This is a genomic window from Pseudomonas sp. MTM4 (genome assembly GCF_019355055.1).
Lineage (GTDB): Bacteria > Pseudomonadota > Gammaproteobacteria > Pseudomonadales > Pseudomonadaceae > Stutzerimonas.
The window spans coordinates 3,838,946-3,852,473 of the sequence record NZ_CP048411.1; the positions used below are offsets into that span (position 1 = coordinate 3,838,946).

The 13,528-nt window shown below is 57.2% G+C and carries 11 protein-coding genes; 6 read left to right on the forward strand and 5 right to left on the reverse strand.

Translation table 11 applies throughout. The features are described 5' to 3' along the window. Positions 1 to 60: 60 nt before the first annotated feature. Together GYM54_RS17645 and GYM54_RS17650 are read right to left on the reverse strand one after the other, a co-directional pair. Positions 61 to 873, reverse strand: coding sequence for a hypothetical protein (locus GYM54_RS17645; protein ID WP_197445770.1), 813 nt, complete (start codon positions 871 to 873; stop codon positions 61 to 63). 108 nt (positions 874 to 981) lie between these two features. Next, positions 982 to 1,662, reverse strand: coding sequence for a hypothetical protein (locus GYM54_RS17650; protein ID WP_197445771.1), 681 nt, complete (start codon positions 1,660 to 1,662; stop codon positions 982 to 984). 157 nt (positions 1,663 to 1,819) lie between these two features. Here GYM54_RS17650 and GYM54_RS17655 point away from each other — a divergent pair, with 157 nt between their 5' ends. Further along, a complete protein-coding gene (locus tag GYM54_RS17655; RefSeq protein ID WP_197445772.1) occupies positions 1,820 to 2,782 on the forward strand; it encodes an integron integrase in 963 nt (320 codons plus the stop codon). A 232-nt stretch (positions 2,783 to 3,014) separates the two neighbouring features. On the opposite strand, the gene GYM54_RS17660 is transcribed toward GYM54_RS17655, so the two are convergent. The 3 genes from GYM54_RS17660 to GYM54_RS17670 all read right to left on the reverse strand — a co-directional run bounded on the left by GYM54_RS17660 (position 3,015) and on the right by GYM54_RS17670 (position 5,375). Then, positions 3,015 to 4,310, reverse strand: coding sequence for a sorbosone dehydrogenase family protein (locus GYM54_RS17660; protein WP_197445773.1), 1,296 nt, complete (start codon positions 4,308 to 4,310; stop codon positions 3,015 to 3,017). Beyond that, positions 4,307 to 4,735 carry a DUF2231 domain-containing protein gene (locus tag GYM54_RS17665; RefSeq protein ID WP_131649845.1) on the reverse strand — a complete coding sequence of 143 codons (429 nt, stop codon included), beginning with the start codon at positions 4,733 to 4,735 and terminating at the stop codon, positions 4,307 to 4,309. Before GYM54_RS17665 ends, GYM54_RS17660 begins: the two co-directional genes overlap by 4 nt. Positions 4,736 to 4,994: 259 nt before the next feature. Then, on the reverse strand, positions 4,995 to 5,375 hold the full coding sequence (locus GYM54_RS17670) for a hypothetical protein (RefSeq protein WP_197445774.1): 381 nt from the start codon (positions 5,373 to 5,375) through the stop codon (positions 4,995 to 4,997). Between the two features lie 324 nt (positions 5,376 to 5,699). Here GYM54_RS17670 and GYM54_RS17675 point away from each other — a divergent pair, with 324 nt between their 5' ends. The 5 genes from GYM54_RS17675 (at position 5,700) to GYM54_RS17695 (ending at position 13,521) form a co-directional block, all read left to right on the forward strand. Then, positions 5,700 to 7,112 carry a sodium:alanine symporter family protein gene (locus tag GYM54_RS17675; RefSeq protein WP_181100001.1) on the forward strand — a complete coding sequence of 471 codons (1,413 nt, stop codon included), beginning with the start codon at positions 5,700 to 5,702 and terminating at the stop codon, positions 7,110 to 7,112. 440 nt (positions 7,113 to 7,552) lie between these two features. Beyond that, entirely contained in the window at positions 7,553 to 8,707 is a 1,155-nt protein-coding gene (locus GYM54_RS17680) for a mandelate racemase family protein (protein WP_181100019.1), read from the forward strand. 378 nt (positions 8,708 to 9,085) lie between these two features. Further along, on the forward strand, positions 9,086 to 9,817 hold the full coding sequence (locus tag GYM54_RS17685) for an oligogalacturonate-specific porin KdgM family protein (protein WP_181100021.1): 732 nt from the start codon (positions 9,086 to 9,088) through the stop codon (positions 9,815 to 9,817). A gap of 96 nt (positions 9,818 to 9,913) precedes the next feature. Beyond that, complete coding sequence (locus GYM54_RS17690) at positions 9,914 to 11,701, forward strand: sodium:solute symporter family protein (protein WP_181100023.1); 1,788 nt, start codon at positions 9,914 to 9,916, stop codon at positions 11,699 to 11,701. A gap of 77 nt (positions 11,702 to 11,778) precedes the next feature. Next, entirely contained in the window at positions 11,779 to 13,521 is a 1,743-nt protein-coding gene (locus GYM54_RS17695) for a transporter (RefSeq protein WP_181100025.1), read from the forward strand. The last annotated feature ends 7 nt before the right edge of the window (positions 13,522 to 13,528 follow it).

Here is a 13,528-nt window from a genome sequence, read left to right on the forward strand (position 1 = left end):
AAGCTAAGGGGCCGGCTCTAGCCGGTCCCAGTGAGCGAAGCGAACGGTTTGAACCATTTGTTAGATGTCAACAAGTGTAGGCTGTATGCCAAGTATTTCTGAAACCTCGGATAGCCGTTTTTTTGAGAACATCCAGCCATGTCCACCTGTTTTAATTTTTATCCATTTGCCGTTAATAGCCGAAAAACGTTCTTTAAATTCCGTTGTGTTCCCGATGACAACGAATGCCTTTTCGGTGTAGTCAATAAGTGTAATTGCTTGAGATTTCTGGGCTGCTTGTTGTGGTTGGGTTTGAGGTTTTTTCTGGTGCGAAATATTATCTTCTTTGGCTTCCTTGACGACTTTTGGATTGACGTGAGTACCAACAGATATTCCACGCATCACAATTGTCAATTGGCGCATTAATTTCTGTTTTAGTTCGTCAGTGCTGCAGTATTGCTCCTGAATTCCTTTGTCCCTTATGGATTTTTTAAATTCCTTAAGTTTTTGAACCTGATCTAGGTCTGCCTCATCCATGTCGATGGGTTTTTTTGAGTAATAAAGCATTACTGGCTTTTGCAGCTTAAGAAATAATTTAATTTCTTCAACTGTTCCGCTATCTTCAATCCCGGTGGGTGAGCCAAGTCGCGTCCAGAACGCTCCAATTAACATGTCGCAATCGCGAACTACTTGGTTGTTTATGATTCCTTGTGGCCGTTCCCCCATAGCAGGCGCACTATGTGACTCCCACCTTACAGGCAGTAAAACTTTCCCTGTTTCTAGCGAGTTTAATGAGTTCCAGTCATGCAGAGTTTGCGCAATGGCTTCCCTCTCCTCATTTACGTCAGAGGGAGATGCAATTAGTACATTGAAGACTGTTGCTGAATAGGCCAATTTTTTATTCCTTTGCATACTGGCTGAGTTTCTGGGGGATCTAACGTTTGGTTAAGTGGCCGGCTTTAGCCGGTCCCAGTGAGCGAAGCGAACAGTTTGAACCAGTTGTTAGGCGATTTCAAAGCTGTCTGCGTGATAAGCGCCAAACAAGACATCTTCTGCCGTCTCTTCTTCATGGTTATCAAAAAAGGCGTAGTGCGTAGCGCCAGATTCTTTGGCGATTTCTATTATGTAATTGCTAACTTGCTTTGGTAAGTGCTCGGAAATAGCAGCCGCGAATTTTGGTGGTGGAAGATCAGGATTGCCAAATGACGATACTCCTAGAATGCCTTTACTTCTTAAAACGGACTTGACGTCGTCACGGCTGGGTAAGAATTCGTTGACACCGAAGAGTACTCCCTTCAAAAGTTCACCACTAGATCCCGGCGCTTGTCTTTCAGTGACTGCTAATTCTAGGCTGGCAATTTTCTGGGAAAGCTCAGTAAGTCGGCCGTCTTCTTTTCTGACGGAAATCGGCTCGTTTGTTTTCTGGGATAGATAAGTTGAATAATACGAGTCTTCCTGTAGCTCTGGGCGAAACCTGGTTTGCAAGAGGAACACCGCTATAAGAAATACAGGGACATTTACAATTGCAGCGCCAACTAGTGCCAAGGACTCAAACGATCCTGTGGGCATCTGTGATGCGGCGAAGAGAAAACAAGAGTCGACTGAAAAAAGGCCTGCAAGCCAAGCGCCAAGTAGCTGTATTGGTTTGTTTATTTTTTCTGGAATTATAGTTTGCTTGCTCAATACTTCAATCTCATGATTTCGCCTAACTATAATTAGACACCGAGTGGTGTATAAGACGCCGAATGGATTTGGTGTACAACGTTCCTTGTCATTAGACTGTCCTTGTCTAGGCTGGGCGTTTCCGAAGGATGATTGATGTATAAAGGAGTTATACACCATGGAAGGGAAACCGCGTTTACTGGATCAGGTGCGTGAGCAGATCAGGCTCAAACACTACTCGATCAGAACTGAGCGTGTCTATTGCGAGTGGGTTAAGCGTTACATTCGCTTTCACGGATACCGGCACCCGGTTGATATGGGTGCGCCAGAGGTAGAAGCCTTTCTTTCCGACCTTGCCGTTCGCCGTGACGTCTCGGCTTCGACGCAGAACCAGGCGCTCGCTGCATTGCTGTTTCTTTACAAACAAGTCCTCAAACAAGACTTGCCGTGGTTGGGCGAAATCGTTCGCGCCAAAAAGCCGACCCGCTTACCTGTGGTGCTTTCGATGGAGGAGGTTCAGATACTCGGATTGCTGGATGGGTCGGTTGGGCTCGTTGCGCGGCTCCTGTACGGTGGCGGCATGCGTCTGATGGAAGGCATTCGGCTCCGCGTGAAGGATGTCGATTTTTCTCGTAGCGAGATCATCATCCGTGACGGCAAAGGCCAGAAGGACCGCGTCACTGTGCTGCCTGCAAGCCTGGTCGGGCCGCTCAAACAGCACATCGCCCGCACTCTGGCTATTCATGATCAGGAACTGTCCGAGGGTAGGGGAGACGTCTACCTGCCCGATGCCTTGGCGTGTATATACCCCAAGGCGCCTTGGGATTGGGCTTGGCAGTATGTATTTCCGGCATCCAGCCCTTCGGTAGATCCTCGCAGTGGCGCGGTGCGCCGGCACCATCTTGACGAGAAGCGAGTCCAGCGCGCATTCAAGCGTGCTGTTAAAGCTTCCGGTATCCCCAAACCGGCAACCCCTCACACCTTAAGGCATAGCTTTGCCACTCATTTGTTAAAAAGCGGGCAGGACATTCGCACCGTGCAGGAGCTGCTGGGTCATGCTGATGTAAAGACAACGATGATTTACACCCATGTGCTCAATCGTGGTGGCCTGGCGGTGTTGAGCCCTTTGGATCGGTTGTGAAAACTGCAAGCGAAGGGCTATGAAGGCGAGCCGTTTCATAGCAGGCGTATTGGCCCGATTCGCAACTTCTCGGATCGTCTAACCAGTTTCAGTATGGTCGTGACGGAAGCGCTCTTTCGACTGGAATAAAGAGCCTGAAGAATAGTCGTATGGCCGAATCTATTCGGCCATACGAAGTTGAATATTCAACCAAAGCGCCAGCAAGGGCCTTCAGCGAGTGGATCAGCACGGCTCACTGACTGCGGGTAACCCGCCACACTATGTTGGCCAAGTCGTCAGCAACGATTAGCGCGCCGCTTGGGTCGACGGTCACACCGACGGGTCTGCCACGCGTCTTTCCATCTTCCGTGCGGAAGCCTGTCACGAAGTCGACTGGCGGTCCCGAGGGGCGGCCGTTGCTGAATGGCACAAAGATGACTTTGTAGCCGACCGGATTCTTGCGGTTCCAGCTGCCGTGCTCACCAACGAATACGCCATCGGCGAACTGCTCGCCCATCGACGCTTCGGAGAAGTCCAGGCCGAGCGCCGCGACGTGGGAGCCCAAGGCGTAGTCCGGCACGATGGTGGAGGCGACCTTGTCCGGGTTTTGGGGGCGTACGCGATGATCGACGTTCTGGCCCCAGTAGCTGTAGGGCCAGCCGTAGAAGCCGCCTTCTTGCACGGATGTGAGGTAATCCGGTACCAGGTCCTCGCCCAGTTCGTCGCGCTCGTTCACCACCGCCCAGAGTTGCCCGGAGCCCGGCTGGATCGCCAGCGCCGTCGGGTTGCGCAGGCCGGTCGCGTAGGGTTTGTAGGCGCCGGTCTCGGCGTTGATCTGCCAGACCAGGGCGCGGTCGACTTCGGCTTCCATCCCGCGCTCGGTGATATTGCTGTTGGAGCCGATGCCTACATATAGGAAACGACCGTCGGGGCTGATGGTCAGCGCCTTCGTCCAGTGGTGGTTGATCTCGGAGGGGAGGTCCACGACCTTGGTTGGCGGACCACTGGCTTCGGTCTGGCCTTCCTGATAATCGAAGCGTACTAGCGCGTCCTGGTTGGCCACGTACAGCGTACCGTCGTGGAACGCCAGCCCGTACGGCGCGTTGAGATCTTCGGCGAACACGGTCTGGAGCTCATAGGTGCCGTCGCCATCAGCATCGCGTAGCAAGGTCAGACGATTACCGCTTTCGACCGAGGTATTGCCCTGCGCCTTGATGTAGCCGGCGATCACATCCTTGGGCTTAAGCTTCGGCGCGTTGCCGCCCCGGCCTTCGGCCACGAGTATGTCGCCGTTGGGTAGCACAAGAGTCTGGCGCGGGATCTTCAGATCGGTAGCGATGGCCGTGACGGTGAAGTTCTGCGGCACCGTCGGCACCTGATCGCCCCACGGCGTGGGCTCGGCGATCTTCATGCTGGGCAAGATTCCCCGCTCGGGTTCGGGCAGATTCGGGGTGGCGCCGTACTCTTGGGCTGTATCCTCGCCGCCAATGCCACAACCGGCGAGCAGTACGGCCAGCGACAACGCGGTCAGTGCGTTCGGATGTTTCATCGTGCACCTCCGGCGCGCAGGTTGGTTAGGCCGATCCAGGTCGCAATGCAGGCCAGCACGGTGACGATCACAGAGAGAACCAGGCCGATGGGCATGGCGGCCCAGGCGTCCTTGGCGTGCTCCAAGGCATTGATGAAGCCCAGCACCCAGGTCGCCAGCAGTAACAGGAAGTAAACCAGTGGCCGACCCTTCTTGTGATGGGCTCGTATCAGATTGACCAGTGCGAACAGAAGCGCCAGGCCGCAGAAAACCAGGCCCCCGGCAATCAGCCAAGAGGCGAAGTTGCTCCACTGGATCTGATAGCTGCGAAAGTAGGCGATGTCACTCAGCAGGGCGCCGAGAAAGAGGGGGACGGTTCCGGCAAGCAAGGTCGCGTGTAACGGGTTTGGCCTGCTTCGGTAGGTGCGCTGGGTGGTAGCGGTCACGGCGGACTCCTCTTCGCTGGGCGACCCTGGCCTGACTCGGTGCGGATGCGTTGGCCCGCCGGGCTCGCTCTGACTGTGTATAAAAGGGGAACGTACCGCCAGCGTATAGTTCACTCCGACCCGCTGGGCCGAAGGCCAACTCGTCCCCGATCTCGCGCACGGTCGAAGCCAGCAGACAACACCGGTTCGCACCGCCAATGGCTTCCGTTTTGTCGTCGGGTGCCACGGCGGTTGCTTCTTGGAGCCTGCTTGCGCGAGGTTATTGGGCGGAACTGCGCACTGCGGAGCGACAGGTGATCTCGGCGTACGGTTCGCCCAATGAATATTCGCCCGGAACGCGCTCCACGGCCTGGCTGTTGGGCGAAACGGTGAAAACCGGTGGCGCCGAGGTGTCCGAGCGCGCGTCGTCCGGTACGTGGAACTCGCAGGTCACTTGCTCGCCGGTATGGTTGAACACTTTTACGGCGCGTACACCCAGCAGTTCGCCTTCGACGCCCTCCGCTTGCGTGGGCACGCCCATGGGGCTGACGTCGATCTTCAGGCCGTTCAGGTTAGCGATGATCTCCGGCTCCGGCGTCTGGGCGAATGCGATGGGTGCACAAAGTGCGAGGCCGCAGGCGGCGAGCAGTAGCTTGGTCATGAGAACCTCCTTGAGTCGATGCCTGCTTAGAAGGGCTCGAACGCCGAGGGTTCGGTTCTGATTCAGTGACTTTTGCTGGGCCAAGGTGCGTATAACGCCTGCCGGCGTTAGGGGCGAGCCGAACCAGAGCCTTGATCGACAGAGCTGGCGGTTTCGATTGAACCCTTTTGACCGAGCCGGTTCCGACCTTGCGTCTTTGCCGCGCGCTGTATGGCTGCCGGGGTATCGTCATCGGGTTATCGATCGCGGGCCCGCTCTAGCTGGTGCGCTCCGGCTCAGCGGCTAAAGTTAACCGTATCCGTCTCCTTACGATAAGGCGCCTACATGACCGCGATCATCGACTTTCTCAACTCAATCTTTTGGGGTTACATCCTTATTTACGGTCTGCTCGCGGTCGGGGTGTTCTTCACCATCCGCCTGGGATTCCTGCAGTTCGTGCATTTCGGTGAGATGGTGCGCGCCATCAGAGGGGCGCGGCAAAGCGACTCTTCAGGCATATCGCCGTTTCAGGCGCTGTGTACCAGCCTCGCTTCGCGGGTCGGCACCGGGAACCTGGCGGGGGTGGCGGTGGCGCTCTATCTCGGTGGTGCCGGGGCGATCTTCTGGATGTGGATGGTGGCGCTGGTCGGCATGGCGACTGGCTATGCCGAGAGTTCGCTCGCCCAGCTTTACAAAGTACGCGATGGCCACGGCCAATATCGAGGCGGGCCGGCGTTTTACATCGCCAAGGGTTTAAACGCGCCCTGGGCCGGCGGTGTGTTCTCCGTTGCGCTGATCATCTCGTTCGGGCTGGTGTTCAATGCCGTCCAGGCCAACTCGATTGCCGATGCGATGGAGGGGGCGTTCGGCTTTCCGAAGCTGGCTGTAGGGGTCGCCATCGCCATCCTCGCCGGGTTGGTGATCTTCGGCGGGCTACGTTCCATTGCGCGCTTCGCCGAGCTTGTGGTGCCGTTAATGGCGGGGCTTTATGTACTCATGGCGCTGATCGTGGTGGTGATCAATATCAGCGAGGTACCCGGGGTGCTGATGACTATCGTCCGTAGCGCCTTTGGCCTGGAGGAGGCAGCGGGCGGCGCTGCCGGTTCGGTCACCGCCGCAATGCTCAACGGTATCAAGCGCGGGTTGTTTTCCAACGAGGCGGGTATGGGCTCGGCACCCAACGTGGCGGCGACTGCGACGCCAGCTCCGCATCATCCGTCGTCGCAGGGGCTGGTTCAAGCTATGGGTGTGTTCATCGACACCATTGTTATCTGCACTGCGACAGCCGTGATGATTCTGCTGTCGGGTGTGATGGAGCCGGGTTCGGGCGTGACCGGGACGCAGCTGACGCAGCAGGCGATGGAAAGCCATATTGGGGTGGCGGGGAGCTATTTCGTTGCCATCGCCATTCTGTTTTTCGCGTTTACCTCGATCGTCGCCAACTATTCCTACGCGGAGAATGCGCTGATCTTCCTCGGCGCAGGCAACAAGCTCGGCCTGACGCTGCTACGCCTGGCGGCGTTGGCGATGGTGGTCTGGGGCGCCTATGAGGCCGTGGCCACGGTGTTCAACGCCGCGGACGCATCCATGGGGCTGATGGCGACGATCAACCTGATCGCGATCATGCTGCTCTCCGGCACGGTGGTGAAACTGACCAAGGACTACATGGCGCAGATCAAGGAAGGTGTGGTGCCGACGTTCAGGGTCAAGGATTACCCTGAGCTGAAAGCGAAAATCCACAACGACATCTGGCGATAGCGGGGCGCCCCGGTATTGGTGCCGGGGTATCGCCATTCAGTTTTGATAACTACTCCTTCCGCCTCTTCGGCTGGGCAGCGCCCCGGTGAGAACGGGGCGGAATCCTGCCCATGATCTCTTCTGCCCAGCTGATGACCGCGCTGCGTCCTCTATGTGGGTGTCTCGATATGCACTGTGATCGACCGTTTGTACGATGAGATGGTCGTCGTAGTTGTCTGACTAACGGTCGAGACGCATCTGCTCCTTCTACTATCCGCTATATTTGTATTAAAAAACAAGCATTTACACGCTGATGCTCTGTCGTGTTGGTTGCGTCGGGCTAAGGAGGTCATCATACCTCTGTGTTGACAGACCATTTTTAGCGGAAAATACTCTCCATTAGTACGACGACATACAGAGCGTGCAACCAGAAGAACAATGCCCAGGACAGTCTCGCTGCTATGAAAATCACCCGTGTCAGTGTCGAAGTGTTTTCCCATCCCACACGCCGAGCCGTCGACAGCGCCGGTCACTCCCACCCAGGTGAAGAAGTCCAGGCGCGCATGGCGTTGCTGCGGATCGCTACCGAAGATGGCTGTGAAGGCTACGCCTTCGGTGCGCCGGAATTGCTTCGTGCACATATCATCGAAAGCTACGTGCGCAAGGTACTTGTCGGACAGAACGTCCTAGACCGCGAGCGTATCTGGCAGGATCTCGCGCATTGGCAGCGCGGAAGCGGCGGACAACTGACCGATCGCAGTCTGGCGCTGGTCGAGCAGGCACTCTGGGATTGGGCTGGGCGCAGATTCGAGGTGCCGGTCTACAAACTGTTGGGTGGCTATCGCGACAACGTGAGGGCGTACGGTTCGACCATGTGTGGGGACGACACGCCGGGTGGTTTGTCCACTCCGGACGAATACGGTCAGTTCGCCGAAAAGCTGGTCAGTCGTGGATACAAGGGCATCAAATTGCACACTTGGATGCCGCCTATTTCCTTTGCGCCCGACCCCAAAATGGACGTCAGGGCTTGCGCTGCGGTGCGTGAAGCCGTTGGGCCGGATATTGCGCTGATGCTCGATGGCTACCACTGGTACAGCCGGACCGATGCGCTCTATATCGGCCAGGAAATCCAGAAGCTCGGCTTTGCGTGGTTCGAGGAGCCGATGATGGAGGAGTCGGCCGAGTCTTACGCCTGGCTCGCGGCGAACCTCAGTATTCCGGTGCTTGGTCCTGAAAGTCTGGGCGGCAAATACCACAGCCGTGCCGGTTGGGTCAGTGGAAAGTCTTGCGACATCCTGCGAGCGGGTGTGGCGGGGGTTGGCGGTATCGGGCCGGTCATGAAGGTGGCGCACTTGGCGGAATCCTTCGGTCTCGATTGCGAAATCCACGGAAACGGCGCGCCCAATCTTGCCGTCGTGGGTGCAATCAAGAACTGCGGGTGGTACGAACGCGGTTTGCTGCATCCGTTCTTGGAGTACGACGACGTACCAGCCTATCTCAACAGCATCGTCGATCCGATGGACGATGAAGGGTTCGTGCATTTGCCCCAAAGGCCTGGATTGGGTGAAGACATCAACTTCGCTTACATCGAGACCAATACGCTGAGTCGCCACTGAAATCCCGAGAGACCCAGCTTCAAGTCTGAATAAATACAAAAAGGCTGACCCATGAAGCGTTCCAGTAATCCCCCGCTGTTGCCGGGCCTGACGGCCTGGCCAGCACTACCAAGCTGCACGCCCGTTACCACGGGATGCATATGGCGCTCCAATGATTATTGCGGGCGATCCCCGCCTGGATCGTCAGGCTGAACGGCTTGATTCCGTTGTAACGCCCTCAATAAACCTTTGCTGTATTTGAAATTCGCTCTGCGCGGTGATGGTTTTCTTTCGCCTGAAAAAAGCGTAACTGCAAAAATAAGGTGAGTTGGTTAAGGGCGCCGAGATTGGAACATCCATTCTCGCGAACTTTTAATCTCAACTAATAAGAATAAAATCATGAAAAATAAAATCTGTGTCATGACCATGGCGGCGACTGCCGTGCTTTCATCGTTTGGCAGTGTCGCATTCGCCGACGGTTATATTAATTACCGGCATCAGTATCTGGACGATAGTCGTCTGCATTCAGATCGCCTGCTGATCGGCAAGCGCCTTGAAAACGGCCTCGGTTTTCATGGCGAACTCAAATACAAAACTGCGGGTTCGCGTCAGGATGTGGCGTTCGACAACACGGTCGGTAGTGGCCATGAACTGGTCATCGACTACCGCCACGCACTCTCGCCGAAATGGACGCTGACGCCTTTCTTACGGCTGGACAGTGTCGAAGAATCCATGACATATAGCGGCGGCCTGCGTGTCGATCACCGTCTGAACGAGCAGTTCAATCTCGCCGGTCGCTATCGCTACGAGGCGCGCAAGCTGGACCGCGACAAAGTCGACGAAACGATACCGGACAGGGCGCGACAGAATCAGCACATCAATCGGTTCGATGGCTGGCTCACCTACATGCCGGGCGGCAACTGGACGTACGAATACAACTTCGTCTACATGAAAACCGACTATATCCGCTTCGATAACGAGAAATACGATTACGAAAATAATTTCGCCTTCAAATACCGTTGGGACAAGAACTGGCAACCGTTCTTTGAAATCGGTGACGTCAAGGTCAATTCGACTGACGATGAAAGGCAACTGCGCTTGCGCGTGGGTGTGCATTACAAGTTCGACTAGCCATCAACAGACATGCGCAGCGCCGAGTTGCCGAGCCGGTCGTCCTGTTGATATGGCCCGGTACAACGTCGATGCCTCCCAATACGAGAGAGCGTAATGAACATAGATATTCTGGTAGTGGCCGGCTATTTCATACTGATGATCTTGATCAGTATTGCCTTCCGCAAAATGGCGAATCAGTCGACCAGTGATTACTTTCGCGGCGGTGGCCGTATGTTGTGGTGGATGGTCGGTGCCACGGCGTTTATGACGCAGTTTTCCGCCTGGACTTTCACCGGCGCTGCCGGTAAGGCGTTCAACGATGGATTTGCCGTTACCTTTGTATTTCTCGGCAATATCTTCGCTTACATTTTTTCCTACTGGTGGTTCAGCCATCGCTTCCGGCAAATGCGTGTCGACACGCCCACCGAAGGCATTCGACGCCGTTTTGGCAGCGGCAACGAGCAATTCTTCACTTGGGCGATCATTCCGCTGAGCGTGCTCAACGGCGGTGTCTGGCTCAATGGTTTAGCAATTTTCGTCGGCGCCGTGTTCGGCTACGACATGACCACTACCATTTGGATTACCGGCATCTCGGTATTACTGGTCTCGCTGCTCAGCGGAGCTTGGGGCGTGGTTGCCAGTGACTTCGTCCAGACGCTGGTGGTGGCGGTGATCTCGGTGGCTTGCGCCATCGTGGCGCTGGTTGCCGTTGGCGGGCCGGGTGAAATCGTCAGCAAGTTCCCGTCCGACTTCTTCATGGGGCCGGACATGAACTACGGACTGCTACTGGTTGGCTCGTTCATCTTCTTTTTGGTCAAGCAGCTGCAAAGTATCAACAACATGCAGGACTCCTATCGTTTCCTGAACGCGAAGGACTCGGCCAATGCGCGCAAAGCCGCATTGTTCGCCCTGGTGTTGATGGTGTGCGGCACGCTGATCTGGTTCATTCCGCCCTGGGCCACCGCCGTGCTTTATCCGGATGCCCTCAGTGCGCACGCCGAACTCGGCAACAAGGCCAGTGACGCGGTGTATCTGGTCTTTGCCGAACGCCTGATGCCGATCGGCACCATCGGTTTGCTGGTGGCAGGTTTGTTCGCGGCGACGATGTCGTCGATGGATTCGGCGCTGTGCCGTAACGCGGGGATCTTCGTTCGCAGCTTCTGGGTGCCGGTCGTCGCCCGCAACAACCCGCTGAGCGAAGGCAAGCTGCTGCGCATCAGTCAGGTCGCGACTATCGTAAACGGCGTGTTGGTGATTCTGATCGCTCAGATGTTCGCCCAACTCAAGGGGCTCAGCCTGTTCGAGCTGATGATGCGTGTCGCGACGCTGTTGCAATCGCCGATCCTGGTGCCGCTGTTCTTTGGCATGTTCATCCGCCGCACGCCCAAGTGGGCGGCGTGGGCCACGGTTTGCTTCGGCATGCTGGTGTCCTGGCTGGTGATGACTGTATTCACCGCGCAATGGTTTGCCGACATATTCGGTGTCAGCCTGACCGGTCGCGAATTGTCCGAGCTGACCACCACCATCACCGTCGCGGCGCACCTGATATTCACCGGCGGCTTCTTCTGCGCCACCAGCCTGTTCTACAAGCCGGAAACTGCCGCTGACGAAGAGGGCGAGCGTACCGCCCACTTCTTCCGCGATGTCGAAACGCCGGTGATCGCTGATAACGAGCAAGACATCTACGACCGCCTGCAGCGCAGCAAGCTGGGGCAGATCAGCCTGATGATGGGGGCCGGCCTGATGCTGATGGTGCTGTTACCGAACCCATTGTGGGGACGGCTGATGTTCGCCGGTTGTGCCTTGTCCATCCTGCTGGTCGGCTACCTGCTCAAGCGTAGCGCCGAAGTCGAGCCGGTCGAACGGATAGTGCCGACGCCACTGGCTGAGCGGCCTTCCTAAGCTTTGCGTTGACCAACATCGGCCTCGTTTGCCGGTGTTGGTTTTTTTATTCGTTGTGACGTGGCGAAGAGCTGGCGATGACTTCATTGGACCAGGCGGTACTGGCGGTATATGTGCTGTTCATCATCGGCGCGGCCCAGTGGTTTCGTCGCATGGCCAGCGACAGCAGTCAGTTCATCAACGGCGGAGGCTCCATGCCGTGGTGGATGGCCGGCGCCACGGCATTCATGACCCAGTTCAGCGCCTGGACCTTTACCGGAGCCGCCGGCAAGGCTTACACCGACGGCTTCGCGGTGTTGATGCTGTTCTGGGGCAATGCCCTTGGTTTCTTCATCGCGAGTCGATTCTTCGCTGCGCGTTATCGCAAGCTGCGGGTCGAAACCTCGATGCAGGTCATTGCGCAGCGCTTCGGCAGGCCGACGGAGCGCCTGTTCACCTGGCTGCAGTTGCCACTCTCCACCTTGACCGCGGCAATCTGGCTCAATGGTCTGGCCTACATCATCTCCGCCATGACCGGTTTCGACATGGTGCCGGTCCTGCTGGGTACGGGCGTGGTGATCACCTTCATCGCGGCCAGCGGCGGGGCCTGGACGGTCAGTGCCACGAACGTGCTCCAATTGGTGCTGATACTGGCCATCACGCTGGTCACCGGCAGCTATGCGCTCTACGCCAGTGGAGGCCCGGCCGAAATAATCAGCGACTTTCCGGTGAATTTCTGGCTGGGCCGGGACATGAGCATGGTCGGCATCCTTGGGTTCTGGATGGCGGTGATTCTCATGCAGCAGACCGTCTCGACCAACAACGCCATCACCTGTTATCGCTTCCTCGTCACGCGTAATGAATGCGAGGCGCAAAGAGCGGCGCTGCTGGCCGGGGTGCTGTTCGTCATCGGCCCGGTGTTGTGGTTCATCCCGCCCTGGGTCGCCGCGGCTTGGCATGTGGATCTGGCCGTCCAATATCCTCAGCTTGGCGAACAGGCCACCAACGCGGCTTATCTTTACTTCGTGGAGCGGGCGATGCCGGCGGGAACCCTCGGGTTGACGCTTGCCGCGATGCTGGCCGCGACGATTGCGCCGATGAGTGCCGCGCTCAATCGCAACGCCGGCATCTTCATACGCAACGTGTACCAGCGTCCCGGTCACACCGAGCCGCAGCTGATGAAGGTCGGGCGCCTGTTCACGCTGCTAAATGGTTTCCTGGCGACCCTGGTGGCATTGTGGATGGCGCAGCAGACCGAGTTCGATTTTTTCGACCTCGTTCTGATGATCAGCTCGATGTTGCTGCTGCCGATGTCCATTCCCGCGATGCTTGCGGTGCTGGTACGCCGCACGCCGGACTGGGCCGGCTGGAGCACGGTGGCGGTGGGCGGCCTGGTATCGGCGAGCATGTATCTGGGTTTCAACCCGGTGACGCTGCCGGAATGGCTAGGTGGCGAGGTGCTTAGTCCGCGCGAGGCGGGCGATCTCAAGTTCGCCGCGACCGTGCTGGCGCATCTGACCCTCACCAGCGGCTACTTCTTTTGCACCCGGGTGTTCTATCGGCCCCGACGCAATCCTGGACGAATGCGGCAGTTGCGGGCGATGTTCAGCAACATGTGTCTATCGCTGCAGCCAGCCGAGATGGCCTGCGCCGATCCCTTGCAGGCCCGGCAACTCGGCGCGTTGTTGTTCGGGTTGTGCATTTTGCTGCTGCCCTTGTTATGGCTGGCGGAAGACTCGCAAGGGCTTTGGTTGCACGCCGCGATTGCCCTGACGGTGGGCGCGGCTGGGCTGGCGCTGCGCCGATTGGCGGGAAACGACGAGGGCGCGCGGCCCGATTAGCGATCGG

Excerpts from the sequence above, each read along its gene's own strand:
- GYM54_RS17655 (WP_197445772.1), top strand. The coding sequence starts at position 1,820 with ATGGAAGGGAAACCGCGTTTACTGGATCAGGTGCGTGAGCAGATCAGG.
- GYM54_RS17660 (WP_197445773.1), bottom strand. The coding sequence starts at position 4,310 with ATGAAACATCCGAACGCACTGACCGCGTTGTCGCTGGCCGTACTGCTC.
- GYM54_RS17670 (WP_197445774.1), bottom strand. The coding sequence starts at position 5,375 with ATGACCAAGCTACTGCTCGCCGCCTGCGGCCTCGCACTTTGTGCACCC.
- GYM54_RS17675 (WP_181100001.1), top strand. The coding sequence starts at position 5,700 with ATGACCGCGATCATCGACTTTCTCAACTCAATCTTTTGGGGTTACATC.
- GYM54_RS17680 (WP_181100019.1), top strand. The coding sequence starts at position 7,553 with ATGAAAATCACCCGTGTCAGTGTCGAAGTGTTTTCCCATCCCACACGC.
- GYM54_RS17685 (WP_181100021.1), top strand. The coding sequence starts at position 9,086 with ATGAAAAATAAAATCTGTGTCATGACCATGGCGGCGACTGCCGTGCTT.
- GYM54_RS17690 (WP_181100023.1), top strand. The coding sequence starts at position 9,914 with ATGAACATAGATATTCTGGTAGTGGCCGGCTATTTCATACTGATGATC.
- GYM54_RS17695 (WP_181100025.1), top strand. The coding sequence starts at position 11,779 with ATGACTTCATTGGACCAGGCGGTACTGGCGGTATATGTGCTGTTCATC.